The organism is Stagnihabitans lacustris, assembly GCF_025950525.1.
Lineage (GTDB): Bacteria > Pseudomonadota > Alphaproteobacteria > Rhodobacterales > Rhodobacteraceae > Stagnihabitans.
Genome location: NZ_JAPDGS010000003.1, coordinates 339740 through 365255, shown reverse-complemented (window position 1 = coordinate 365255; position 25516 = coordinate 339740). Strand labels below are relative to the sequence as shown.

Sequence of the window (25516 nt, the reverse complement as noted above, 5' to 3'; positions counted from 1 at the left end):
TATGGACCAAACCTTTCGCGGAGTCCCCCTGATGAAAACCCATGTCAAAGCTCTGGTCGTCGGCGGTGGTGCCGTCGGCAATGGCATCGCCTATCACCTGGCCAAGGCGGGCTGGGATACGATGCTGGTGGAACGCGACGAGCTGACCTCTGGTTCGACCTGGCATGCGGCGGGCCTGCTGCCGCTGTTCAACATGTCTTATGCCACCACCCATATCCACAAATACTCGGTGGATTTCTACAAGGGGCTGGAGGCCGAAACCGGCCTGAACCCGGGGTTCTATGTGGTCGGCAACCTTCGCATGGCGCAGCGCCAAGAGCGGATGGATGAATACATGCTGTATTCCTCGGTCGCGGAAACCGCCGGGGTCTATCACGAATTCCTGACGCCCAAGGAGATGAAGGACCGCTGGCCCTTGCTGCGCACCGATGATTTGAAGGGCGCGCTCTATCACCCGCAGGACGGTTACATCAATCCGGCCGACGTGACGCAGGCCATGGCCAAGGGCGCGCGGCAACTGGGTGCGACCATTGAACGCAAGATCCAGGTCGACGGCTATCGCTGGACCGGGTCGGAATGGATCGTGTCCTGCTCGCGCATGGTGGAAACCGGGGGGCGTCTGGTCGCCTCGGACGAAAAGTTCGAAATCACCGCCGAACATGTCGTGACCGCGACGGGCAACCATGCTCAGCGGACGGCCAAGCTGTTGGGCATCAAGATCCCCGCCATCCCGGTCGAGCATCAGTATATCGTGACCGAGCCCGATCCGATGCTGGTCGAATACCGCAAGACCAACCCGGAACACCCGGTTCTGCGCGATGCCGATGCCAAGTGGTATGTCCGTGAGGAACGCGGCGGCTGGATCTTGGGCCCCTATGAATACGGCGCCCCGGCGCGGTTTGAATATGCCGTGCCGGAGTCGTTCCGCGCCGACCTGTTCCCGCTGGATCTGGAGCGGATCGAGGCGGAATACATGTCGATGATCCACCGTCTGCCGTCCTCGGAAACCGTGGGCCTGAAGGACGATTACAACGGTCCGATCTGCTATACGCCGGACGGCAACCCGCTTGTGGGTCCGGTCCCGGGTCTGCGCAACATGTGGATCGCGGAAGGCTTCTCGTTCGGGATCACTGCTGCGGGTGGCACGGGCCATTACCTTGCGCAGTTGATGACGCAAGGTGAGGCCGAGATCGACATGGCGTCGCTGGACCCCAAGCGCTACGGGTCCTGGATGACCACCGAATACGCGGCCCGCAAGAACGAAGAGTGCTATAACCACGTCTTCATCCTGCACCACCCGGACGAAGAGCGCGAGGCCTGCCGCCCGCTGCGCACCGCCCCGGCCTATGACCGCCAGAAGGAAATGGGCGCGCAATTCGGCCAGGTGAATGGCTGGGAGCGTCCGAACTACTATGGCCCGAAGGATGCGCCTGCGTCGTTCGACCATGATGCGCGGTCGTTCCGGCGCGGCGGCTGGTGGCAATATGCGGTCGAAGAGGCCAAGGCGGTGCGGGAAACGGTGGGCCTGATCGACGCGGCCGCCTTTACCAAGCATCTGGTGCGTGGCCCGGGGGCGACGGCGTTCCTGGACCATTTCACCTGCAACAAGCTGCCGAACGTGGGCCGGATCAACCTGACCTATGCGCTGACCGACCATGGCACGACGCGGACGGAATACACCATCGTCCGGTTGAAAGAGCATGAGTATTACCTGATCTCGGCCGGGGCCTGGACGGCCTATGATGCCGACTTCATGCAGAAGGCGGCCGAGGACTGGATGGCGGCGGGTGGCGGCTATATCGACATCCATGACGTGACGACCCAGTGGGGCGTCTATGCCTTGGCCGGCCCGAACGCCCGCGCCCTGTTGCGCGACCTGGTCAAGGATGCCGAACCCGATACCGTCCTGGGCAACAAGCGCTTCCCCTGGCTGAGCTATCGCGACATCGAACTGGGCATGTGCCCGGTCCGCGCGATCCGTGTGGCCTATACCGGCGAACTGGGTTGGGAGCTGCATTACCCGATCGAGTTTGGCCGTTATCTGTGGGACCTCTTGTGGTCGGTCGGCGAAAAGCACGGGCTGAAGGCGGTCGGCGCGCGGGCGCAGAACTGGCTGCGCCAGGAGAAGTCGTATCGCGCCTTCGGTAACGAGTTGGGCCGCGATGCGACGCCCTTGGAGGCCGCTTTGGACCGCTTCGTGGACCTGTCCAAGGAGTTCCGCGGCAAGGCGAAGATGCTGGAAACCGGGGTGCGCTCGCAATGCGTGACCGTGCTGATCGACGGGCCGTCGGATGCGGACCCTTGGGGCAAAGAGGCGCTGTTGGTCGATGGGGTCAAGGTCGGTCGCCTGACCTCGGGCGGGTATTCGGTGGCCTTTGGCAAGCAGATCGGCATGGGCTATGTGCGGCCCGATCTGGCGGTGGTCGGCACCAAGCTGAAGGTCAAGATGCTGCGGCAGGAATGGGATGCGGTCGTCGTCGAGGACAGCCCGTTCGATCCGAAGAACGAGCGCATCCGCAAGAACGACTGAGGGATTGCGCCGCGGGGGCTGCGGGCTTGCGCCCTTGACCCCGCGGCGCCCAATCGGGGGACTGCCGTCCCCCGAACCCCCTGCCTCAGGGGCTTTCACAGCCCCTGAGAACCCCGTGGGACGGTTGCGAACAGATGACACGGGGACGTCTTGTGCCCTGACATGACAAAAGGCGGCCCGGGAGCGGGGCCGCCTTTCGCCGTTCGGCAACCGTCGGAGGGGACGCCTTGGGCTGCCGCCTCATGCGGGCTCATCTGCGCGGGTGTCCGTCAGGACACTGGCGCAGGCGCTGCAAGCCGGGGCGCCTTCCTGCGCAAACCAACGGCAGGTGCCGCGGATCGTGCAGGGGTGGAGCGTATCGGGGGAGACGGTCTCCGGCGCCATGGCTTGCAACACACGGGTGATGACCCCGCAGGAAGTTCCGGTCCACTGCCGACAGGCAGAGGTCTCACATCTGTGGGTGAAGCGCATCCGCGCTTCGGGGCGGCCGGCCGCGCGGGCGGTGGCCAGAAACTCTGCATCGACCTGCATCAGCGTGCGCAAAAAGGCGATGCGGCCATCCGGTCCCGCCAGGCCCAAAAGCCCGGCGCCAGGGCTGGCGGGGGCCGAAGGGCAGGCGAGATCCGGGGCGGCACTCTCTCCGCCCCGGGACATCACATCCGGCCCGCGGTCTGCAGAAGGCCCTTCTCCAGCGCCTTTTGACCGTCAAGGATGCCCTCGAAGTCCTTGCGCAGGATAAAGCCCCACCAGTCGCGCGGAAAGCGCAGAACCCAGGGCTTGTCCAGTTGCAGCCCGGCGATATGCGACAGGGCCACCTTTTGCAGATCGGCGTTCAAGGCCATCGTGGCCTCTTTCGAGAGCGGAACATCGCCCAGGTCAATCACGAAACGGGTCATGGAAATCCTCCTCTGAAACCGTGGTCCCGGGGGATCGGGCCACGGTGTCAGACTGCGCCCCGGCCCTGTGAAACCGAAGTGAAAGAAGCGTCAAGCCCTGTGAAATCAGCGCGCGACCCAGGCGGCAAAGGCCCGGGGCGAGCCCTGAAAGGCGTTCAGGTCCACATCCCCCGCGATGCCCGGCACCTGTCCGGTCGCGCTGTATTGCCAGATCAGCCAATGCTGGCCCGGAAAGCTGTCGGACGGGTGTTTCGCCGTCGACCGCAGCCAGAAATCGACGCCTTGCAGCTGCCACAGCTGGTTGTCGGCATAGAAATCGACCGTCGTATACAGGATCGGGCGGCGGCCCTGGGCGATGGCGTCAAGGAAAATCCGGGCCTCGGCGCGGACCTCGGCTGCGGGGCGGCGACCCGGGCAGGTGGGGGAATGGGCGTTCCACTCCATATCCAGGACCGGAGGCAGCGCAAGGCTGTCGCGCGGGACATGCGACAGGAACCAGCGCGCCTGTTCGATCGCCGGGCGGCAGTGGTAAAAGAAGTGGTAAGCGCCACGCGGCACGCCCGCCGCACGTGCCGCCGCCCAGTTCTGGCGGAAGGCGGGGTCGACGCGGTCGCCGCCCTCGGTCGCCTTCAGGAAGGCGAAGTTCACCCCGGCGGCGCGGGCCGCGCGCCAGTCGATCTGGCCCTGCCAGGTCGAAACGTCGATGCCATGGACCGGATGCGTTCGCGGCGCCTGACCGCGGGGCCAGTCCACCGGGTCGCGGTCGCCAAAGGCCGGGGCGGTGACAGAGGGATTGGGTCCACCGGCGCGGGGGGCGCAGGCGGTCAGGACGATCAGCAGAATCAACAGGGCGCGTTTCATCGGGTCAGTGTCGCGCATCATGGGGGCGGCGTCACCCCTTGGCGCGGGGTCTTTGCCGAGGCCGCACCCAAACCCTGCACCCAAACCCTGCACCCCGGGCCTTGGCTGCGTTCAAAACGGTTTGAAGCCCCGCGCGGCTTGGCTATGCTGGCTGCGAATCGTGGAGGATGGCATGGCGGAATGGTGGCGTGGCTCGGTGACCTATCAGGTCTATCCCCGAAGCTTTCAGGACGACAATGGCGATGGGGTGGGCGACCTGCAGGGGATCACGCGGCGGCTGGACCATATCGCGTCCTTGGGCTGCGACTGCGTCTGGCTGTCCCCGATCTTTACCAGCCCGATGAAGGACATGGGTTACGACGTCAGCGACTATAAAAACGTCGATCCGGTCTTTGGCACGCTGCAGGATTTTGACGCTTTGGTGGCGCGGGCGCACGCGCTGGGGCTGAAGGTCATCATCGACCAGGTGCTGAACCATTGCTCTGACCAGCATCCGTTTTTCACCGAATCCCGCCGCGACCGCACCAATCCCAAGGCGGATTGGTTCATCTGGCAGGACCCGCGCCCCGATGGCACGCCGCCGAACAATTGGCTTTCGGTGTTCGGAGGCCCGGCCTGGCAATGGGACGCCCGGCGCAAGCAATACTTCATGCACTCTTTCCTGCCCGAACAGCCCGAGCTGAACTTCCGCAACCCCGATGTGGTCGATTACATGGAGGGCGTCTTGCGCTTTTGGCTGGACCGGGGGGTGGATGGGTTCCGCTTTGACACGGTGAATTACTTCTACAAAGACGCGCTGTTGCGCGACGATGCCGCCGATTACCGGGTGAAAAAAGAGCCCGAGGGCAATCCTTACGGGATGCAATACCACCTGTTTTCCAAGAACCAGCCGGAAAACCTGTTGTGGATGGAGCGTATCCGGCGGGTGCTGGATGACTACCCCGACCGCGCCTCGGTGGGGGAAATGGGGGAAAGCCACCACGCCATCGCCATGATGGGCCAATATACCGCGCCGGGGCGGCTGCATCAGTGCTACAGCTTTGAAATGATGGGCTATGATTACACGGCCGAGTTCTTCCGCACCCGCATCAGCGACTTTTTTACCGATGCGCCAAATGGCTGGCCGATGTGGGCCTTTTCCAACCATGACGTCGTGCGCCATGCCTCACGGTGGGCGAAACATGGGGTTTCCCAAGACGCGATTGCCAAGCAGGCCGGGGCGCTGCTGTTGTCGTTCGAGGGCTCCATCTGTCTGTGGCAGGGCGAAGAGATCGGCCAGACCGATACCGAGCTGGCCTTCGAAGAACTGACCGACCCGCAAGGCATCAACTTCTGGCCGGAGCCGATTGGCCGCGATGGCACGCGGACGCCGATGGTCTGGGATGACAGTGCGGCGGGCGGGTTCACCACGGGCAAGCCCTGGCTGCCGGTGAAACCGCCGCAGCTGGCGCGGAATGTGGCCTCGCAGCAGGGCGCACAGGGCTCTGTGCTGGAACATTACCGGGCGATGATGGCCTTCCGTAAGGGCTCGGCTTTGGCCCATGGCAAGACCACGTTCCTTGCGACCCCGGAACCGATCCTGGCCTTTACCCGCGGCGACCTTCTGTGCGTGTTCAACCTGTCGCCGGAAGGCCGCAGCCTGGGGGTCGAGGGCGTGGGCGCGCCGACCGGCCCGTCGATGGGCGGCGTGCTGGCGGGGGCCAAGCTGGACCTGGCCCCCAATGCGGCGGTTTTCCTGCCCGTGACGGGGGCTATTTCCCTCGGATAAGATCGGCCCCCCGCCAGCCCAAGGCCATGGCGGGGGCATTGGTATTGCCCGCGATCAGGTTCGGAAAGGCCGAGGCGTCACAGACCCTTAGCCCCTCGACCCCGCGCACGCGCAGGTGGTTGTCCAACACGCCCTCGCCCTCGGGCGCCATGCGGGCGGTGCAAGACGGGTGATAGACCGTCCCCGACCTTTCGCGGAAGTCCTGGATCATATCGGTATCCGAGGTCACGGAAGGCCCCGGCCGCAATTCCTGTTTCACCCAGCGCGCAAACGAGGGCTGCGCCGCGATGGTGCGCAGGTAACGCACCGCAAGCAGCATCTCGGCGACGTCCTTGTCGGTGGAGAAGGCGTTCGCCACGATCTGCGGATGAGCAAAGGGGTCCGCGCTGCGAATATGGATATGCCCGCGCGAGGTGGGGCGGCAGTTCGACAGCCCGATCGACAGGCCCTGGAACGGGTCGGGCGTCAGCAAAGGCCGCTCGCCATTCCGCGGGATCAGGGTGGAAAACGCCTGGAAATACAGCTGCATGTTGGGCCGAGGCTCATCGGCCGAGGTGCGGAAGAACCCGCCACCATGGTTGATCGACTTGGCCAGCGGCCCGCCCCGGGTCAGCAGATATTGCAGGCCGACAAGCGCCTTGCCCCACCAGGGCCGCAGGATGCCGTTATAGGTCGCGACCTTCATTTCCCAGGTGTAGTTGATGCCTTGGTGGTCGTTCAGGTTCCGCCCGACATGGGGGTTGTCCACCAAGACCGGAACGCCCGCCTTGGACAGAACCTCTCCGGGTCCGATCCCCGACAGCTGCAACAGCTGCGGCGAGTTGATCGCCCCGCCGGACAGAATGACTTCGCGTGCCTTCAGCGTCCGGGTCTGACCGCCCTGGACATACTCGACCCCCACCGCCCGTTTGCCGTCAAACAGCACGCGTGTGACATGGGCCTTGGTCAGAACCTGCAACGTATCGCGCTTCATCGCCGGCCGCAAAAACGCCCGCGCGGCCGAATTGCGCCGCCCGCCCTTGATCGTCATCTGATAGGTCCCGGCGCCCTCTTGTTCCGCGCCGTTGAAGTCGGGGTTATAGGGCAATCCCGCCTCGCCACAGGCCTTGATGTAATCCTCGACCAGCCAATGGAGGCCGCGCCGGTTGCGCGAGATGAACAGCGGCCCACCTTTGCCGCGGAAATCATCCGCCCCCGCCTCGTTGTCCTCCAGCGCGCGATAGGCCGACAGCATGTCGTCCCAGCCCCAACCGGGCGCCGCCTGCCCCCATTCGTCGTAGTCCGCCCGATGCCCGCGGATATAGACCATGGCGTTGATGGACGAGGACCCGCCCAGCACCTTGCCGCGCGGCCAGTGGTCGCGGTTGCCAGCCAGCCCCGGATCAGGCTCGGTCTGATACATCCAGTTCACGGCGGGGTCATAGAACAGCTTGCCATAGCCCAAAGGCAGCTGAACATAAGGCAGAAGGTCGCTGCCTCCCGCCTCCAGCACCACGACCCGCGCGGTCTCGGACAGGCGATTGGCCAGAACCGACCCCGACGAACCCGAGCCCACGATGATGTAATCGACGTCCATGCGCGTCCCCTTTTTCGCGCAATCTAGCAGCCTCTTCACGGATCGTTGTGCAATTGGCGACAGGATATGTCGGGCACAGTCTGGACTTCACCCCGGCCTGTCATTACCCTGTCACACAGGAAAACGTTTTCCGCCTTACAGCTCCCCGGACGGCCATGACCTCGATACGCTATGTGCTGCGTCACCCGACGCTGCGGTTCATCTCTTTGGCGCTGCTTTTGTTCGGCGCGCAAAATGCCTCGCTTTACCCCTATCAATCGGTCATCGCGATCAAGCGGATCGGCCTGACGCCGACTGAGTTTTCCTGGCTGTTGACGCTGGCTTCGGTGGTGGCGGTGGTCACATCGGTGCTGTTCGGCGTCCTGGGCGACCAATACGGGCGGCGGCGGGCGATTGCGCTGACCGCGGCGCTGGCCTCGACGCTGGGGATCGGGCTGATGCTGGCCTTTCCGGGCAAATGGTCGCTTCTGGCCTTCAATGGCGTGCTTTTGCCCGTCGCCTCCAGCCTTTACGGCCAGTTCATCGCGCTTGCCCGCCTGGCCAGCCGCGAGGGTGAGGACCGCGACGCCGTCCTGGGCACGCTGCGGTCGAACCTGTCCTTTGCCTTTTTGGGCATGCTGATCTTCTGGACCTTTGCCTTCGGCTTTGGCCTGTCGGAACTGTCGGTCTATGTCACGGCGGGCATCGCAAGCCTTGGACTGACCGTGATGATCTGGGCGCGCTGGCCCAAGGATGGCGGGCTTGCCGATCAACGCTCGGGCCTGCGGCTGCATCAGGCCCTGGTCGAGATCATCAAGCCGCATGTCTTTTTCCGGGTCGTGCTGATGGGGATGATGTCTTCGGCCGGCAATCTTTACATGGTGCTGGTGTCGCTGGTCTTTGATGCGGCGCCGCTGCGTGATGCGGCCGATGTGGCGCTGTATGTTGGCATCGTCGCGGGATGGGAGGTGCCGGCCATGCTGATCCTGCCGCGCTTTGCCGGGAGGATCTCGCGGTTGGGGATGGCCGGGATTGGGGCGGGGCTTTACGCGGTGCATCTGGTGGCGCTGCCGCTGTGGGCCGATACGCCCTGGCTTTGGGTCGGGACGTTTTTCGCCGGCGTCGGGGGCGCGATCATCATCACAACGCCGATTGCCTATTATCAGGACCTGATGGCGGGGCGGCCGGGAACAGCGGCGGCGATGCTGGCGGTGCAAAAGCTGGCGTCCGATGTCGTGACGGCGCTGGTCTTTGCAATCGGCACCGGGGTCGCCGGGTTCGAGGGCGCGGCGCTGATCGGCGCCTCGGTCAGCCTGACGGGCGCGCTGGCGCTGTGGCTGGTCGACCGGCGGGCCTGGCTCCGGTGGCCCCAACCCGCCTCCGAGACGGCCCATGTCTAGCGCCGCGCTGATCTGGCGCGATCCGGTCTTGCGGATGGTGGCGGGGCTGATGCTGCTCTTGGGCGCGCTGGCCTGTTCCTTCGGGCCCTATGTGCCGGTCATGGCGGTGCGCGACTATGGGCTGGGGGACGGAGGTTACGCGGGCCTGATGGTGGTCTCGACCCTGGTGTCGGTGGCGGCGGCGCTGGCGGCGGGCATCCGGGCGGATCAGACGGCGAACCGGCGGGGCATCGCGCTGGGGGCCTGCGGGCTGATCGTCGCGGGCGGGGCGGTGATGACTCTGGCGCCCTCGCTGACCGGGTTTCTGCTGGCACAGGCGCTGTTCTTTCCGGCCAACACGCTGTTCGGTCAGCTTTTTGCCCAGGGCCGCCTGGCCGCCCTGCCCTATGCGACCCAGCGTGAGGCCATCCAGGCGACGATCCGCGCGCTGTTCGCCCTGCCCTTCCTTGTGGTCCTGCCTCTGTGGGCCTGGGCGACAGAGGCCGGGCTTCCCGCCCAATCCATCTATCCCGTGGCCTTGGGCCTGGGGCTGACCATGCTGGCGATCACCTGGGCGGCCTGGCCCTCCAGCATGGCCGAAGACCGCCCCTCCGGCCTGTCGCTGCGCGCGGCCCTCGGCGAACTCGCCACCCCCGGCCTGCCGCGCCTGATCCTGGCACTGGGCGCCGTCACTGCGCCCGGAGCCGTCTATTGGGCCGTCCTTGGCCTGTCGCTGACCCAGGCGGGCCATGGCGCCGATGCCGCGCTTTATGGCGGCCTGGTCGCGGGGCTGGAGGTGCCCTTCATGCTGGCCCTGCCCCTGGTGCTGCGCCTGCCGCGCCCCTGGCTGATCGGGATCGGAACGACCCTCTACGCCGTGCATCTGGTTGGCATCCCGCTGTTGGCCGGCACGCCATGGCTTTGGCTCTTGCCCCTGCCCGCCGCGATGGGAGGCGCGCTGACCCTGACACTGCCCATCGCGATGCTGCAAGACGCGCTGGCCACAAGGCCTGGAACCGCCTCGGCCTTGATGGCGCTGATGAAAGTCAGCGGTGACGCGATGGCCGCCGCCTGCTTTGCCATCGGCACCGCAGTGCAGGGCTATGCCACGGCGGCAATCCTCGGCGCCGCCCTGAGCCTGGCGGGCGCCGCGCTGATCCTGAAACCGCGGCGCGGGTGATGCGGTCCTAGCCTCCGGCGGGAATATTTGGGTCAGTATGAAATCGAAAGACCTGCTTTGCTTTCATACTGACCCAAATATCTCCGGGGGGCCGAAGGCGGGGGCGGCGCCCCCTCAACCAAAGAAGCCGGGACCCGCCTTGGCCAGAAGTTCGCGGGCAAGGTCGTCCCCCATGGCCGCGCCATCTGTGGCAGGGCCGCGCCGCTCTCCGGCGATGGCGGCAGAGCCGTCGGGGCGCAGAATCTCGCCGCGCAGCCAAAGGCCGTCCCCCAGCAGGGCAAGCCCGGCGATGGGGGTTTGGCACGACCCGTCCAGCGTTTTCAGGAAGGCACGCTCTGCGGCCAGGCGAAGGCCGGTGTCGCGGTCGTGGATCGCGGCCAGCAGGGCTTCGGTGCGGGGATCGTCCAAGCGGCGCTCGATGCCGATGGCGCCTTGGGCCAGGGCCGGAAGCATCTCTTCGGGCGCAATCGCGGTGCGCGGCACATCGGCCATGCCCAACCGGTTCAGCCCCGCCATGGCCAAAAAGGTCGCATGGGCGACGCCGTCCCCCAGCTTTTTCATCCGGGTCTGCACATTGCCGCGGAACTCGACCAGCTGCAGGTCGGGCCGCCGCAGGGCCACTTGCGCCCGCCGCCGCAGCGAGGATGACCCCAGCACCGCGCCTTGCGGCAGATCGGTCAAGCCGCGCGCCGTCAGCGACACGAAGGCGTCCCGCACATCCTCTCGCGGCAAATAGCAATCCAGCGTCAGCCCCGCCGGCTGATCCACCGGCATGTCTTTCATCGAATGGACCGCGATGTCGATGGCGCCTTCCAAAAGCGCCTCTTCGATCTCGCGGGTGAACAGGCCCTTGCCGCCGATGTCTTTCAGCGCGCGGTCCTGGATCGCATCGCCCATGACCTTGATCACGACGATTTCGAAGGCCTCGGGCGGCAGGCCAAAGCTTGCGGCCAGCCTGGCGCGCGTCTCATGCGCCTGGGCGAGGGCCAGGGGCGAGCCTCGGGTGCCGATCTTGAGGGGTTCTGCGGGGGTGGGCCATGTCAGGGTCATGTGACAGTGTTAACGGGTGAAATCGCTTGCTGCAATCACCTGCTCTTGACAGATGCGCATCGGACGGCAAGGCATGGGGCCATGACGATCTTTCTTTCCATAGCGCTTGCGCTCTCCGCCGCTGTCCTTCTGATCGCCCATGCGATGGAGGCCCAGGCCATCCGGGAACAGGTCTCTGGCGCCAATGGCTTTGTGCTGTTCATGGCCTTTTATCTGTCGGCCGGGGGATCGGTTCTGGTCGCCCTGATCGCCTGGATCTTTGGCAGCTTTGGCCTGGCGCTTGGGGTGCTGGCTTTCGCGGTGATTTGGCATATCACTGTCTTCAAACTCTCGACTTGGGCCCTGCAACGCCTGATCGACTCTGGAAAAAGGGCCTGAACGTGACCGACAAGACCATCCTGCGCGCCCTTCGCGGTGAACGCCTTGATACGCCGCCCGTCTGGCTGATGCGCCAGGCCGGGCGCTATTTGCCCGAATATCGCGCCACCCGGGCGCAGGCGGGCGACTTCCTGAAACTGTGCTACAACCCGGAACTGGCCGCCGAAGTCACGCTGCAACCGATCCGCCGTTTTGGGTTCGACGCGGCCATTCTGTTCGCCGATATCCTCTTGTTGCCGCAGGCTTTGGGTGTCCCCCTGTGGTTCGAAACCGGCGAAGGTCCGCGCCTGACCCCCGTCACCACGCCCGAGGGTCTGGCGCAGTTGCGCGCCCCCGCCGATGTCCATGAGACGCTGGCGCCGATCTATGAGACGGTCAAGATCCTGAAACGTGAGCTGCCGAAGGACACCACGCTGATCGGGTTCGCAGGCGCGCCCTGGACCGTGGCCTCCTATGTCGTGGCGGGCCGCGGCACGCCGGGGCAGGAACCGGCCCATGCCTTGAAGGCGCAGGACCGGGCGACCTTTGCCGCCCTGATCGACCTGATCACCGAAGCGACGGTCGAATATCTGTCTGCGCAGGTCGTGGCAGGCGCCGAGGTCATCAAGCTGTTCGACAGCTGGGCCGGCACGCTGCAAGGCGCCGATTTCGACGATTTCGCCGTGGCGCCGACCCGCAAGATCATCGCCGCGCTGAAGGAACGCCATCCCGGTCTGCCGATCATCGCCTTCCCGCGTGAGGCCGGTGCGCGCTATGAGGGGTTCGCCCGCGCCACCGGGGCCGATTGCGTCGCGCTGGACAACTCGGTCAGCGCCGATTGGGCCGCGACGCATGTGCAAAAGGACGGCTGCGTCCAGGGCAATCTGGACCCCAAGCTGATGGTCGAGGGCGGGCCGCGCCTGACCTCCGAGGCGAAGCGGATCGTTCAGGCCTTCAAGGGTGGCGCGCATATCTTCAACCTGGGCCATGGCATCACGCCAGAGGCCAATCCGGACCATGTGACGCAGTTGATGGAAGCGATCCGGGGTTGATCTGGGCGCTTGTGACGCTGATCGCCGCCGCCGCCCAAACCGGGCGCAACGCGGCGCAACAGGGGCTGACACGGGCGATCGGCACGCTGGGGGCGACGCAGGTGCGGTTCCTGTTCGGCCTGCCCTTTGCCTGTCTGTTCCTTGTGGGGGTGGTGCTTGCCACGGGTGAGGCGCTGCCGCATCCAGACTTTGGCGTGCTTGGCTTTACCCTGATGGGCGCCGCGGCGCAGATCGGCGCCACGGCCCTGATGCTGGTCACGATGAAGCGGGCGAATTTCGCCGTCACGACCGCATGGCTGAAAACTGAACCGGTGTTGGTGGCGCTGGTCTCGGCGGCTTTGCTGGCCGAGGTGCCTGGCCCTCTGGCCATGGCCGCGATTGCGGTGGCCGTGGCAGGCGTGCTGGTGATGACCGTCAAGCCCGGCACAAGGTTGGGCGACATGCGGGCGGCCGGAACCGGCCTGGTGGCAGCGGGGCTGTTCGGCCTGTCCGCCGTGGCCTTTCGCGGCGCGATCCTGGGGCTGGAGGGCGGCTATCTGATCCGCGCCTCCTCGGTTCTGGTGGTCTCGCTTGCGATGCAAACGGGGATGCTGCTGATCTGGCTGGGGATGTTCAACCGTCAGGCGCTGATGGCGTCCTTCAGCGTCTGGAGGCAATCGCTGACCGCGGGCTTCCTGGGCGCCTTTGCCTCGCAGTTCTGGTTTCTGGGGTTCTCGCTGACCTCGGCGGCGAATGTGCGGACCTTGGCCCTGGTCGAGGTGATCTTTGCCCAGGCGCTTGCGATGCGGATGGGGCAAAAGACCACCAAGCGGCAGATGCTGGGGATGGCGTTGATCCTTGGCGGGGTCGCGGGCCTCTTACGCCAATAGGCCAAGGATGAACCCGATCTCGGCCGCCTGTTGCACCGCGCCCATGCAGTCGCCGGTATAACCGCCCAGCCGCCGCATATACCACGACCGGATGACCCAGGCGCCCAGGCACAGGCCCAAGGCGGCAAGCGCAACCTGCGCCAGCGGCAGGACAAAGACCATGGGCACCCAAGCCAGCGCCACCGTCCCCGCCGCCACCCGGACCGTGGCCGCGTCGATGCCGCCAGCCACGGCGCTGCCCGCCCCGCTTGGACGGGCATAGGTGCTGGTGGCCATGGCCCAGACCATCGCCCCGCGCGAGGCCGCAGCCCCCGCGATCAAAACCCATGGCAGGGCCTGAACCTCGGCATAGCCCAGACCCCGCAGGGCCAACGAAAACACCAAGGCCACGACGCCATAGGTCCCGATGCGACTGTCGCGCATGATCTCTAGCGCGCGGTCCTTGGGCCGCACGCCGCCCAGGCCGTCGAATGTATCGGCCAGCCCGTCCTCATGCAGGCCACCGGTCAGAGCCACCATCACCGCCAGGGTGACAAAGGCGCTGACCAGGGGCGGCCAGGGCGCCAGCATCCAGACGCAAGCGCCGATGCCCCCCACGACGACCCCCGCCGCCGGATAGAACCGCGGCGAGGCCTCCATCGCGGCCTCGGAATACTCTGGCCTGACCGGCAGCCGCGTCAGGAACTGCACCGCCAGCAGAAAGGCGTTCAGTGCCATTTCGCCATCGGCGGCAGGCTCATCAGCACGGCATTGGCGTCATGCCCGGTTTCCAGTCCGAACTTGGTGCCGCGGTCGTAAACCAGGTTGTATTCGGCATAAAGCCCGCGGTGGATCGCCTGGGTCTCGCGGTCGGCATCGGTAAAGGGCGTGTCCATCCGCGCCCGGGTGATCGGCAAAAAGGCGGGCAGGAAGGCGCGGCCGACGTCCTGGGTAAAGGCGAAATCCCGCTCGAAGTCGCCGGTGTTCAGGTCGTCATAAAAGATCCCGCCAACACCGCGGGCGCGCTTGCGATGCGGGATAAAGAAATATTCATCCGCCCAGGCTTTCAGCTTGGGGTAAATCTCGGCGCCATGCGGATCGCAAGCGGCCTGCAAGACGCCATGAAACGCCGCGGTGTCTTCGGCGTATTCGATGCAGGGGTTCAGGTCGCTTCCACCGCCAAACCACCAGGCGCCCGGGGTCCAGAACATCCGGGTGTTCATATGCACCGCCGGCGCATGGGGGTTTTGCATATGCGCCACCAGAGAAATACCCGAAGCCCAAAAGCGCGGGTCTTCCTTCATCCCCGGCACACCCCGCGCGGCCATCGCGGCCTGGGCGCGGGGGGCAAGCTCTCCGTGAACCTGGCTCCAGTTGACGCCGACCTTTTCGAAGACGCGCCCACCGCGCAGGACCGACATAATCCCGCCGCCGCCATCGGGGCGACTCGTGGGGGTCACTTCGAATCGCGTGCCGTCCAGGTCCTCGAACGCAGCCACGATCTGGTCGCGGAGGCTTTTGAACCAGGCGCTCGCGCGCGCCTTGTTGTCGTCGAAATCGGCCATGGCTTTCTCCCTTTGGCCTAGTGCTAGCAGGAAGGCGCGCCACGCTCAACGCAGGCAATCCGGGCGGGCTGATATGGCCTATCAAGGGCCGCTTGCCTATGCTGCGGCGATGGAGGTGCCGATGAAACGTGTTCTGATCCTGCTTGCGCTGGCCGCCTGTGGCACGCCGCAAGAGCAATGTATCCGCGGGGTGACGGGCGATCTGTCCACGCTGGACCGGCTGATTGCCGAGACCGAGGGCAATATCGCCCGCGGCTTCGGCTATGAGACCCGCGTGGTGACGATGCCGCGCTGGCTGGATTGCACGCCGCGCCCGACCGCGGCCGATCCCGAGCCCAAGTCACAGATGTGCATGGAGGATGTCGCCGAAGAGGTCCGCCGCCCGGTTGCGCTGAACCTGACCGAGGAAACCGCCAAGCTGGCCTCGATGCGCGACCGTCGCGCGCAGATCGCCAGCGCCATGGCGCCCGCGGTCGCGGCCTGCCAGCAGCGCTATCCCGAATAGGCCTAGCGCGCCTTGGTCAGGCCCTTTTTGTTCGGATAGGCGGCTTTGCTGACGCGGAAGCCGCCTGACCCGCCGATCTCTTCGACCTTGTGAAAGAGGGTGGTCAACAACGGCTCGTAGGGCAGATGGCGGTTGGCCACCATATACAGCGTTCCATCGGGGGCCAGCCCCTGATGGGCCGTGCGTATAAAGGCCTGACCCAGCGCGATATCGGGCGTGCGTCCGGCGTGGAAGGGCGGGTTCATCACAACGGCGCCCCACAGCCGGGGAGCCCGGAAGCTGGTCGCATCAGCCCAGTGAAAGACCGCGCGGGGGTCGTCGATGTTCAGCCGCGCGCAGTCCAAGGCCAGCGATTCGGCCTCGACCAGGTCCAGCGACTTGACGCCGGGACGTTCAAGGATCGCGCGGGACAGATAGCCCCAACCCGCGCCCAGATCGCCCACCTTGGCGGGCAAATCCTTGGGCAAAGCCTGAACCAACAGCCGCGAGCCCTCGTCCGGGCCATCCGCCGAAAACACCCCGGCCTGGGTAAAGAAACCACCAATGTCACGGGGTTGCGCCGCCCATTCCGCAGGCGCGGGGCGGGACGGGAAGGTCGCCAGCTTGCCATGCGCCTTGGACAGCGTCTCGGACAGCTGGAACCCGGCGGCCCGCAGCTCACGCGCGATGCCGTCGAACCCATCGGTCTTTTGCCCGTCGATGGCGACCAAGGGGGCCAGCGTCACAGCCTGCGCGACCATGGCCAGGGCGAGGTCCTTGGCGCGGGGCAGGCAGATCAGCACGGCCTGGGGGGCCTGGATCGGGGACACATGGGCGGCGAAATGGTCATGATCGGGGCGAAAGCCCGTCAGCACCTGCACGCGGCCCAGCGAAGACAGGTCATCCCCCACCCGCGGCCGCATGACCACCACCGACTCAGGCGCAAAGAGCCCTTCGACCCGGGCAAGGTCCAGCCGTGACGAGCGCACTTACTCTTTTTCCATCGTGCATTGCAGCGGGTGTTGGTGACGGCGGGCGAAATCCATCACCTGCGCCACCTTGGTCTCGGCCACTTCGAACGAGAAGACCCCCACCACCGCCAGGCCCTTTTTATGCACAGTCAGCATGATTTCAAAGGCTTGGGCATGGTTCAGGCCAAAGAATCGCTCTAGCACATGGACGACGAATTCCATCGGCGTGTAGTCGTCGTTCAGGAGCATCACCTTATACAAAGGCGGGCGTTCGGACTTGGCTTTGGGCTTGGTCAGGAGCGTCGTATCCTGACCGGGGACTTTATCCCCATCGGACATCATGTCAGGAAATGCGGTCAAGGCCGGGCTCCGGGTTCAGCTTTGGGTGTTTGTGCAATATAAAGCATTTTCGAACCGTTAAAAGGCCTCGCGCGACAGGCTGGTAAAGGAAGACGATGATCACCTGCATTGGCTTTGATGCCGACGACACGCTGTGGCAGAACGAGAGCTTTTTTCGCCTGACCGAAGCGCGGTTCATCGACCTGTTGGGCGGTGATCCGGGGCTGACCGAACGGCTGCACGAGGCGGAAAAGCGCAACCTGGGGCATTATGGATTCGGGGTGAAGGGGTTCACCCTGTCGATGATCGAAACCGCCATCGAAGTGACCGAGGGCCGCGTGGGCGCCCCGGTGATCGCGCAAATCCTGGACATGGGCCGCGAGATGCTGCGCCACCCGATCCACCTGCTGCCCGATGTGCAAGAGGTCATCACCGGGCTGGCCAAGGATCACCGGATCATCGTCATCACCAAGGGCGACCTGTTGGACCAAGAGCGCAAGCTGGCGCAGTCGGGCCTGGGCGACCTGTTCCACGGGGTCGAGATTGTTTCCGACAAGACTGCAAAGACCTATGCCACGGCCTTTGCCCGCCATGGCGCCGGGGCCGATGCGGCGATGATGGTGGGCAACAGCCTGAAGTCCGATGTCATCCCCGCGCTGGAGGCCGGCGCCTGGGGCGTCCATATTCCGCATGAACACACCTGGGCCTATGAGCGCGCCGATCCGCCGACCACCTCGGCGCGTTTCCGCGCGATAGACAGGCTGGCGGAATTGCCAGCGTTGGTTAACGGGCTGTTTACCCACAATAGGTAGACATTTACCCGAAATTAACCACCATATATGCCGAAAAGGCAAAAGTGCCACGGTGAAGAATTGCCGTGAACCCCCGGAAATCTTTGGGTTTTCCTCTTCACACCGCCGTGTTACTCTGTTTCATAAGAATGAACAGTGACCCTCGCAAAGGGGGCGCGACCAAGTCGAGGCAGAAATTGGCACATCCTTTGGCGGGCTTGTCCTTGGGGCATTTGCGTGGGGTTTTGGCGGCGGCTTTGCTGGCCGTCCTGATGGCGGCGCAGGCGCAGGCGGCGACCTTTGCCGCGCATATGATGGATGCCCGCACTGGGGAAACCCTGTTCGAAAAGAACGCCGACAAGCCCTTGCCGCCGGCCTCCTTGACCAAGATGATGACGCTTTACATCGCCTTTCAGGAGATCGAGGCCGGGCGCGTCAGCCTGGACACGATGATCACTGTTTCGCAAAACGCGGCCAATCAGGACCCGTCGCGGCTGGGTCTGCGGGCCGGGCAAAAGATCGCCCTGCGCTATCTGATCCGCGCGGCGGCGGTGAAATCGGCCAATGATGCGGCGGCGGCCATCGGGGACTACTTCTCGGGCAGCCCGCAGAAATGGGGCAAGCGCATGACCCAGACCGCCAAGGCGCTGGGGATGAAGCACTCGACCTTCAAGAACGGCAACGGCCTGCCTGCCAAGGGCCATGTGTCGACCGCGCGCGACATGTCGACGCTGGGGCGGCGGCTGTTCTATGATTTCCCGCAGTATTACAACATCTTCTCGCGGCGGTCGACCGATGCGGGCATGGCCAAGGTCGCCAATACGAACCGCAAGTTCCTGGACGCCTACAAGGGCGCCGACGGGATCAAGACTGGCTACACCCGCGAGGCCGGCTTCAACCTGACCGCCAGTGCCGAACGTGGCGGGGTGCGGCTGATCGTGACCGTCTTTGGCGAAACCTCGACCGATGCGCGCAACCGCAAGGTGTCAGAGCTGCTGGACATGGGATTTGCCAAGGCCAAACCGGGCGCGGCGGTGGAACAGCCTCTGGCCGCGGATCAGGAGATGATGAGCGCGGACGAAAACATACCGGCAGAAGAAGAGGGCGAGATGGTGGCGGCGCTGACGACCTCGCCGCGGCCCAAGCGCAAGCCTGACGCGGGCCTGGACCTGACGGGGATCGAGGACGCCGTGGCCCTGGCCGCAGCCGAGACCGGAGAGCTGGTCGTGACCGCCAAGGCCGCCGAAGAGCCGCAGACGCTGGCGGCCGGGGCCGAACGTCCCAAGGCCCGCAATGCGCCGGTTTACACCGATCAGAACGCGAAACTCGCCTCGGTTTCGGCGGCGCCCGAAGTGGTGACGCGGGTTTCGACCTCGGGCGGGGCGGGCGGCTGGGGGATCAACATCGGGCGCTATCCGAATTCGATGGTGGCCGAAAAGGCGCTGATCCAGGTGCGGTTGCTGGAAAGCGCGGCGCTGGATGGCGGGACCTCCAAGGTCGTGTCGCGGTCGAACGGCTTTGACGCGGTGGTTTTGGGCCTGACCCGGGACAGCGCGGACCTGGCCTGTCGCAAGCTGCAGGCGCGGGCGGTGCAATGCTTTACGGTTGGCGAGTAAGCCCTTCGGTTGCCGTCGAGGGCGGCGGGCGATTTGCCGTCCGCCGGATCTTTTGTGTCGGTCGCAACTATGCCGACCATGTGGCCGAGATGGGGGGCGACCAGCGCGACCCGCCGTTCTTTTTCACCAAACCCGCGGATGCCCTGGTCTCATCGGGCGAAGCGATCCCCTATCCGACTGCGACCCAGAACCTGCACCACGAGGCCGAATTGGTCGTGGCCATCGGCCTTGGCGGCGCTGATATCACCGATGCCGCCCCCCATGTCTTTGGTTACGCCGCGGGCAACGACCTGACCCGCCGCGACCTGCAAGCCGAGGCAAAGGCGCTGCGGCGGCCTTGGGACATGGCCAAGGGCTTTGACAACTCTGCCGTGATTGGCGCAATCCGACCGGGGCCCTTGGGCGATGCGCGGCTGGCGCTGACGGTGGACGGGGAGGAGCGGCAGTCGTCGCTTTTGTCGATGATGATCTGGTCGGTGCCCGAGGTGATCTGTCACCTGTCGCGGCTGGTGCGGCTGGAGGCGGGCGACCTGATCTATACCGGGACGCCTGCGGGGGTTGGGCCCCTGCTGCGCGGTCAGACCTGCACGGTGACGGTGGCGGGGCTTTCCCCGGCGACGGTCACGGTTCTTCCGTGACCGCCGGCTTGTCGTCGTAATCCGTCAACAGGATGCGGCTGGCGTCGCCCTGCATATCCTCGAACTGGCGGGTGCGCATGGCCCAGATGAAGGCCAATAGCCCCAAGGCGCCCAGGATCAGCGACACCGGAATCAGGATCGTCAGGATTTCCATTGGCGCAACCTTAATGCGTTCAGCGATACGGTGATCGACGACAGCGACATGGCCAGCGCCGCAGCCAGGGGTGTCGCGGCCCCCATCAGCGCCAAAGGCACGGCCACGACGTTATAGGCGGCAGATATCCCGAAGTTTTCCACCATCCGGCGGCTGGCCTGACGCGCGATATGGACCGCATCGGCAATCGCCGACAGGTCGCGGCCCAACAGCACGATATCGGACGCCACCCGCGCCGCATCCAAAGCCTGCGCCGGAGAGATCGAGACATGGGCCGCAGCCAGCGCCCCCGTGTCGTTCAGCCCGTCGCCCACCATCAACACGCGCCGCCCCTGCCCGGTCAGGTCCTGCACCAAGGCGGCCTTTTCCGCAGGCAAGGCGCCCGCGACCCAATCCGGGATGCCAACCCTGTCGGCAAAGGCACGCACGGCGGCTTCGGTATCGCCCGACACCAGACGCACCGTCATGCCCTGCGCCCTTAGGCCCGCAATCGCGGCCTCGGCGCCCGGGCGGATTTGGTCAGCGAACCCGATGGCATGGGTTTGACCATCCAGCGCCAGATAGGTCGCCGTCAGGGCCAAGGGCGCGGCGCCCACCCATTCGGCACGACCCAGACGCACCGGGCGGCCGTGATAGAGCCCCTGAACGCCGTAGCCCGGCACCTCGTGCAGGTCCGTGACCTTGGCCGGGGTGTCGGTCCGCGCGGCCAAGGCCATGGCAAGGGGATGGGACGAGGTCCGGGCCAGCGCCGCCAGAACCGACAGCGCCTCGGGCGGCAGGGCGTCCAGCCCAAGCGGCTCTGGCGTGCCCATGGTCAGGGTGCCGGTCTTGTCGAAAACCACGGTATCGACCTGGGCCAGACGTTCCAGCGCGGTGCCGTTCTTGATCAGCACCCCCTTGCGGAACAGCTTGCCCGATGCCGCCGTCACCACGGCAGGCACCGCCAGCCCCAGCGCACAGGGACAGGTGATGATCAGCACGGCAGCCGAGATATTGACCGCGAACCGGATATCCCCGCCGGTCTGCCACAGCCAGAAGCCAAAGGCGCTGAACGACAGGATATGCACCAGCGGCGAATACAGCGCCGAGGCGCGGTCGGCCAAAGTCGTATACCGCGTGCGCGCGGATTCCGCGACGGCAACCAGATCGGCCATGCGGTGCAGCGACGAATCCCGCCCCGCAGCCGTCACTTGCACCGTCAGGGGGCCGGTCAAATTGACCTCTCCGGCGCTGACGACGGAACCGGGGCCGGCAAAGACCGGCAGGCTTTCTCCGGTCAACAGCCCGCGGTCGGTCTCGGAGGTGCCAGCGACCACAAGGCCATCGACCGGCATCCGGCCACCGGGGCGGACCAACACCAGATCCCCCACCGCGACTTGGGCGATGGGAAGGACGACCTCGCGACCATTGTCCAGCACGATGGCGCGGGGAACCTCCAGCGCGGCCAGTTCCTCGGCCGCCGACCGCGCCAGCGCACGGGACCGGTGATCCAGATACCGCCCGATCAGCAGAAAGAACGACAGCATGACAGCGGCGTCGAAATAGGCCTTTTCGCCGGAATGAAGTGTTTCATAGACGGAAATGCTGGAGGCGAGGATCAGCGCCAGCGAAATCGGCACATCCATCCCCAGCTTGCCCCGCCGCAACGAGGCCCAGGCCGAACGAAAGAACGGCTGGCCACAAAAGATCACGGTCGGCAGGGCGATGGCGCCCGAGATGAAGTGGAACAGGTCGCGCGTCGCGGCCTCGGCCCCGGACCAGACCGCGACCGACAAAAGCATGATGTTCATCATCGAGAAAAACGCGACGCCCACCCGCATCAGCAGCTCACGCCCTTGGCGGTCGGTCTCTGTCATCGACAGCATCCCGGGGTCCAGCTCATGCGCCTCATAGCCCACGCCTGCCAGCACGGGGATCAGGTCGGCGGCGACCAGATGCGGATCGGCCTCGATCACCACGCGGCGCTGGGTCAGGTTGACCCGCGCCGTCCGCACCCCCGGAAAGGCGCGCAAGACGCCCTCGACGGTCGAGATCGCCGCGACCCCCTCGGCTCCGGGCAGCGACAACATGATGCGCGCCGCCTGGGACCGGATCGCCGCAACCCTGTCCGACGGAGAGACCACGACACAGGCCGGACAAGCGGCAAAGCTGGCGTGTTCCTCGATCAGGGCCATGTCAGTCCCTCACGTAAAAGGTGCTGCGACCCTGATACAGCGTGCCGTCCTGCGCATGGGCGGTGATCTGCATCATCCATTTGCCAAGCGCCAGATCCTGACCCGCGACATAGGTCCCGTCTGGCGCGGCTGCGAAGGTCGGGGTCACGTCATGGGCCTGGGTCGTCGCAAGCCCCACAAGGACCTCCAGATCGGCCAGCACCACCGGCGCCCCGGTCCGGTCGGTGATCCGGATGCGCAGCTGGCGCGCGGCGGCGTCAAAGCCGGGAACGACGGTCCAGCCCAGCGCCTCTTGTGCCAGCCGCAGCCGGTCAAAGCTTTGGCTTTCGGCATAGGACGAGGCCACGACCGGCCCGGGAAAGCCCGAAATGGCGCGGTAGGCCATATAGCCATTGACCCCGATGATCACGGCAAAGAAGGTGGAAGCAAAGCCCAGCATGTGCCAGCCGGTCCAGGGGCGCGCGGTTGTGGTCATGTCAGTCAGCCTTTCCATGGAAGACCGTGTCCTTGTAGACGCGTTCGGCCTTGGGGATTTCGGTGGCAGCAGGCAGGGTCGGACCCTCGGCATCGGTGATCCACAGCCGCAACGGCAGACTGTCGGTCTTGGCCGCAAGCGTGCCCGATTTCGCGGTGATGTAAAGCCGTTGGTCGCGGGTCTCGTTCGCCTTGACCAGGACGCGGAAGTCGTCGGCCCCCTCTAGCGCCAGGGTCACATCGGCGGGGGCAAAGGCGCTGAAGGAAAACCAGCGGTCCTCGCCATGCTTGTTGCGCAACCGCAGGTCATAGGTGTTGCGGATCGACCCGTCCGACAGCGTCACATACATCGGATTGCGCACGGGACTGACCGAGACATCCAGGTTGGCCCGCAGGAACAGCGCCACGACCAGGCCGATCCCGATGGCAGACCAAAGGACGGTGTAAACGATGGTCCGCGGCCGCAGGATATGTTGCCAGATCGGCTTGTCCTTCAGGCCCTGACGCTCTAGCGGCTCGTCGGTCAGCGCAAGGTAGCCGATCAGGCCCCGCGGCTTGCCGATCTTGTCCATCATCGCGTCACAGGCGTCGATGCACAGGCCGCAGGTGATGCAGGCCAGCTGCTGACCGTCGCGGATGTCGATGCCCATGGGGCAGACGTTGACGCAGGCCATGCAGTCGATGCAATCGCCGTTGCCCTCGGTGGTCTGCTTGCCACGCGGCTCTCCGCGCCAGGACCGATAGCCGATGGTGATGGTTTCCTCGTCCATCATCGCGGCCTGGATGCGCGGCCAGGGGCAGGCATAGATGCAAATCTGTTCCCGCGCAAAGCCGCCAAAGAAAAAGGTCGTCGCGGTCAGGACGGCGATGGTCGTCCAGGCAACCGGATGGGCGCTGCCCGAGGCAAGACCCATGGCCAAGGTCGGCGCATCGGTGAAATAGAACACCCAAGCCCCCCCAGTGGCCAGACCGATCAACAGCCACAGCGTCCATTTGACGGCGGATTTGCGGATCTTTTCGGCGTCCCATTTCTGGCGGTGCAGGCGGATGCGGGCGTTGCGGTCGCCCTCGACCCAGCGTTCGACCAGGATGAACAGGTCGGTCCAGACGGTCTGCGGGCAGGCGTAGCCGCACCAGACCCGCCCCGCCGCCGAGGTGAACAGGAACAGCCCCAGCCCCGCCATGATCAAAAGGCCCGCGACGAAATAGAACTCGTGCGGCCAGATCTCGATCGAGAAAAAGAAGAAGCGCCGGTTGGCCATGTCGACCAGGACCGCCTGATCCGGCATCGCAGGGCCGCGGTCCCAGCGTATCCAGGGCGTCAGGTAATAGACGCCCAGCGTCACCGCCATGATCCACCATTTCAGCGTGCGGAAGTTGCCCTTCACGCGGCGGGGGAAGATCGGCTCACGCGCGGCATAAAGCTTGGGAGATTCGGATTCTTGCATATGACCCATCCTGTTCGCCTTGATCTTCTGCACTGCGGCAAGGGTCGGGGCCTTGACCTAAGTCAAGCGGCGGCGAATTCGCGGCCCTTTGCCAGTCATCTGCCTGGGTTCAGAGTGGGCGCCAAAGGGCGGCCTGTCCAGCCCTGGCGCAAACGGATCAAGCGGCCCGGGGAAGGACCGCTTGAGAGGGGAGAGCAGGGAAAAGGCCGGGGGTCAGGCAGAGGGGAGGGGAAAGACGGCACCGATACCCCAGGAACCGCGCGAACAGGAGGGTATCGGTGCCTGCCGGAAAGCTCCCCGGCACAGTCATATTCGCCGATTCGGGGGCGGGTTTCCTTGACCTGTGTCAAACAACGAAAGTTTTTCCGCTTGATCTGGGTCAAGTCGGGGGGGGCGCAAAGCAAAAGGGGGCCCGAAGGCCCCCTTTGGTCGATGTGAAAGGGCTTACTCGCCGCCGCCAAGCGAATGGACATAAACGGCAACCGAGCGGATCTGATCCTCGGTCAGGCGCGGGGCCAGACCTTCGGCCGCATAGCCCCAGGCCGGCATGACACCCTGGCGGCCGTTGTTCAGCGTGGCGGTCAAGGTCGCCTCGTCGCCGCCATAAAGCCAAACGGCATCGGTCAGGTTGGGCGCACCCATGTCGCGGTTGCCCTTGCCGTCCTCGCCATGGCAGGCGGCGCAGTTTTCGGCAAACAGCGGCGCCCCGGCGGTCGCCTTGGCCTCGTCCGCGGTTTGACCCGACAGCTTCAGCACATGGTTGACGACCTGGCCCACCTGCTCTTCGGTGAACTTGGCCGAAGCCGCATCGGCCAGCGCGCCCACGGCCTTTTCAGACCAGGCCGGCATGACCAGACCGACGTTGCGCGCATCCGGATCGACCGTGTTGCGCACGCCATGGGTGATCGTCGTGTGGATCGCCTCGACGTCGCCCCCGAACAGCCAGTCGTTGTCCAACAGGTTCGGATAGCCCTTGCCCGCAACCCCCGCCGCACCCGAGCCGTGGCACTGGGCGCAGTTGTTCATGAAGATCGCCTTGCCGGACTGCTTGGCATAGGCCACCAGCTCTTCGTTGCCCGGGATCGAAGGCAGGTCGGCCGCCACCAGCTTGGCCTTGATCGGCCCGTTCAGGTCGTCAAAGCGCTGGATTTCTGCCGCGACATCGGCCCGCATCGAGGCACCCAAAAGCCCCGGCGTCGCCCCGGTGATCAAGGGCCAGGCCGGATAGGCCACGACATAGCCTACGCCCCAGATGATCGTCAGGTAAAACACCCAGACCCACCAACGCGGCAGCGGGTTGTTCAGCTCTTGGATGCCGTCCCATTCGTGACCCGTCGTGCCGACCTTGTCGGACTTGGGGCCTTCCTTGATTGGTTTGGCCATTGC

The 25516-nt window shown here is 65.4% G+C and carries 25 protein-coding genes; 11 read left to right on the top strand and 14 right to left on the bottom strand.

The features are described 5' to 3' along the window. Positions 1-31 precede the first annotated feature (31 nt). Positions 32-2530, top strand: a complete 2499-nt coding sequence (locus NX862_RS10240) for a GcvT family protein (protein WP_264493808.1) — start codon at positions 32-34, stop codon at positions 2528-2530. 240 nt (positions 2531-2770) lie between these two features. Here NX862_RS10240 and NX862_RS10235 read toward each other — a convergent pair whose 3' ends face one another. From NX862_RS10235 to NX862_RS10225, 3 genes are all read right to left on the bottom strand, one after another. Continuing rightward, complete coding sequence (locus NX862_RS10235) at positions 2771-3184, bottom strand: hypothetical protein (RefSeq protein ID WP_264493807.1); 414 nt, start codon at positions 3182-3184, stop codon at positions 2771-2773. Beyond that, positions 3184-3426, bottom strand: a complete 243-nt coding sequence (locus tag NX862_RS10230) for a hypothetical protein (protein WP_264493806.1) — start codon at positions 3424-3426, stop codon at positions 3184-3186. Before NX862_RS10230 ends, NX862_RS10235 begins: the two co-directional genes overlap by 1 nt. A 105-nt stretch (positions 3427-3531) precedes the next feature. After that, entirely contained in the window at positions 3532-4287 is a 756-nt protein-coding gene (locus NX862_RS10225) for a glycoside hydrolase family 25 protein (RefSeq protein ID WP_413694554.1), read from the bottom strand. 172 nt (positions 4288-4459) lie between these two features. Here NX862_RS10225 and NX862_RS10220 point away from each other — a divergent pair, with 172 nt between their 5' ends. Beyond that, the gene (locus NX862_RS10220; RefSeq protein ID WP_264493804.1) at positions 4460-6055 is read left to right on the top strand and encodes an alpha-amylase family glycosyl hydrolase; all 1596 of its coding nucleotides are present in this window, start codon (positions 4460-4462) and stop codon (positions 6053-6055) included. Here NX862_RS10220 and NX862_RS10215 read toward each other — a convergent pair. Then, the gene (locus tag NX862_RS10215; RefSeq protein ID WP_264493803.1) at positions 6039-7631 is read right to left on the bottom strand and encodes a GMC family oxidoreductase; all 1593 of its coding nucleotides are present in this window, start codon (positions 7629-7631) and stop codon (positions 6039-6041) included. The two genes, NX862_RS10220 and NX862_RS10215, sit on opposite strands and share 17 nt — an antisense overlap. A 155-nt stretch (positions 7632-7786) precedes the next feature. Here NX862_RS10215 and NX862_RS10210 point away from each other — a divergent pair, with 155 nt between their 5' ends. Together NX862_RS10210 and NX862_RS10205 are read left to right on the top strand one after the other, a co-directional pair. Beyond that, positions 7787-9010, top strand: coding sequence for an MFS transporter (locus NX862_RS10210; protein ID WP_264493802.1), 1224 nt, complete (start codon positions 7787-7789; stop codon positions 9008-9010). Further along, positions 9003-10169, top strand: a complete 1167-nt coding sequence (locus tag NX862_RS10205; protein WP_264493801.1) for an MFS transporter — start codon at positions 9003-9005, stop codon at positions 10167-10169. Before NX862_RS10210 ends, NX862_RS10205 begins: the two co-directional genes overlap by 8 nt. A 114-nt stretch (positions 10170-10283) precedes the next feature. Here NX862_RS10205 and hemC read toward each other — a convergent pair whose 3' ends face one another. Then, positions 10284-11219 carry a hydroxymethylbilane synthase gene (hemC, locus tag NX862_RS10200; RefSeq protein ID WP_264493800.1) on the bottom strand — a complete coding sequence of 312 codons (936 nt, stop codon included), beginning with the start codon at positions 11217-11219 and terminating at the stop codon, positions 10284-10286. An 81-nt stretch (positions 11220-11300) separates the two neighbouring features. On the opposite strand from hemC, the gene NX862_RS10195 reads away from it, so the two are divergent. From NX862_RS10195 to NX862_RS10185, 3 genes are read left to right on the top strand one after another with little or no spacing between them, the layout of a single operon-like run. Then, positions 11301-11597: a hypothetical protein gene (locus NX862_RS10195; protein WP_264493799.1), complete on the top strand. Its 297-nt coding sequence runs from the start codon at positions 11301-11303 to the stop codon at positions 11595-11597. 2 nt (positions 11598-11599) lie between these two features. After that, complete coding sequence (gene hemE / locus NX862_RS10190; RefSeq protein ID WP_264493798.1) at positions 11600-12628, top strand: uroporphyrinogen decarboxylase; 1029 nt, start codon at positions 11600-11602, stop codon at positions 12626-12628. After that, positions 12625-13497: a DMT family transporter gene (locus tag NX862_RS10185; protein WP_264493797.1), complete on the top strand. Its 873-nt coding sequence runs from the start codon at positions 12625-12627 to the stop codon at positions 13495-13497. The genes hemE and NX862_RS10185 overlap by 4 nt, the downstream gene beginning before the upstream one ends. Here the strand turns inward: NX862_RS10185 and cobS are convergent. After that, positions 13486-14214, bottom strand: a complete 729-nt coding sequence (cobS, locus tag NX862_RS10180; protein WP_264493796.1) for an adenosylcobinamide-GDP ribazoletransferase — start codon at positions 14212-14214, stop codon at positions 13486-13488. The genes NX862_RS10185 and cobS overlap by 12 nt on opposite strands. Then, a complete protein-coding gene (gene hemF / locus NX862_RS10175; protein WP_264493795.1) occupies positions 14205-15041 on the bottom strand; it encodes an oxygen-dependent coproporphyrinogen oxidase in 837 nt (278 codons plus the stop codon). Before hemF ends, cobS begins: the two co-directional genes overlap by 10 nt. Before the next feature lie 121 nt (positions 15042-15162). Between hemF and NX862_RS10170 the strand changes: the two genes are divergently transcribed. Further along, a complete protein-coding gene (locus NX862_RS10170) occupies positions 15163-15546 on the top strand; it encodes a hypothetical protein (protein WP_264493794.1) in 384 nt (127 codons plus the stop codon). A 2-nt stretch (positions 15547-15548) separates the two neighbouring features. Here the strand turns inward: NX862_RS10170 and NX862_RS10165 are convergent, their stop codons facing one another. Both NX862_RS10165 and clpS read right to left on the bottom strand, forming a co-directional pair. After that, positions 15549-16514 carry a class I SAM-dependent methyltransferase gene (locus NX862_RS10165; protein ID WP_264493793.1) on the bottom strand — a complete coding sequence of 322 codons (966 nt, stop codon included), beginning with the start codon at positions 16512-16514 and terminating at the stop codon, positions 15549-15551. Further along, positions 16515-16838, bottom strand: a complete 324-nt coding sequence (gene clpS, locus NX862_RS10160) for an ATP-dependent Clp protease adapter ClpS (protein ID WP_413694553.1) — start codon at positions 16836-16838, stop codon at positions 16515-16517. Positions 16839-16951: 113 nt separating this feature from the next. Between clpS and NX862_RS10155 the strand changes: the two genes are divergently transcribed. From NX862_RS10155 to NX862_RS10145, 3 genes are all read left to right on the top strand, one after another. Continuing rightward, positions 16952-17647 carry an HAD family hydrolase gene (locus NX862_RS10155; RefSeq protein ID WP_264493792.1) on the top strand — a complete coding sequence of 232 codons (696 nt, stop codon included), beginning with the start codon at positions 16952-16954 and terminating at the stop codon, positions 17645-17647. A gap of 251 nt (positions 17648-17898) precedes the next feature. After that, entirely contained in the window at positions 17899-19242 is a 1344-nt protein-coding gene (locus NX862_RS10150; protein ID WP_264493959.1) for a D-alanyl-D-alanine carboxypeptidase family protein, read from the top strand. Further along, positions 19221-19880 carry a fumarylacetoacetate hydrolase family protein gene (locus NX862_RS10145; protein ID WP_264493791.1) on the top strand — a complete coding sequence of 220 codons (660 nt, stop codon included), beginning with the start codon at positions 19221-19223 and terminating at the stop codon, positions 19878-19880. Before NX862_RS10150 ends, NX862_RS10145 begins: the two co-directional genes overlap by 22 nt. Here NX862_RS10145 and ccoS read toward each other — a convergent pair. The 5 genes from ccoS to ccoP form a co-directional block, all read right to left on the bottom strand. Next, positions 19864-20034, bottom strand: a complete 171-nt coding sequence (gene ccoS / locus NX862_RS10140) for a cbb3-type cytochrome oxidase assembly protein CcoS (protein WP_264493790.1) — start codon at positions 20032-20034, stop codon at positions 19864-19866. The genes NX862_RS10145 and ccoS overlap by 17 nt on opposite strands. Continuing rightward, the gene (locus NX862_RS10135; RefSeq protein WP_264493789.1) at positions 20022-22208 is read right to left on the bottom strand and encodes a heavy metal translocating P-type ATPase; all 2187 of its coding nucleotides are present in this window, start codon (positions 22206-22208) and stop codon (positions 20022-20024) included. The genes ccoS and NX862_RS10135 overlap by 13 nt, the downstream gene beginning before the upstream one ends. 1 nt (position 22209) lies before the next feature. Beyond that, entirely contained in the window at positions 22210-22683 is a 474-nt protein-coding gene (locus tag NX862_RS10130; RefSeq protein ID WP_264493788.1) for a FixH family protein, read from the bottom strand. Position 22684: 1 nt separating this feature from the next. After that, positions 22685-24130, bottom strand: a complete 1446-nt coding sequence (gene ccoG, locus NX862_RS10125) for a cytochrome c oxidase accessory protein CcoG (RefSeq protein ID WP_413694551.1) — start codon at positions 24128-24130, stop codon at positions 22685-22687. Between the two features lie 444 nt (positions 24131-24574). Continuing rightward, positions 24575-25513 carry a cytochrome-c oxidase, cbb3-type subunit III gene (gene ccoP, locus NX862_RS10120; protein ID WP_264493786.1) on the bottom strand — a complete coding sequence of 313 codons (939 nt, stop codon included), beginning with the start codon at positions 25511-25513 and terminating at the stop codon, positions 24575-24577. Between the last annotated feature and the right edge of the window lie 3 nt (positions 25514-25516).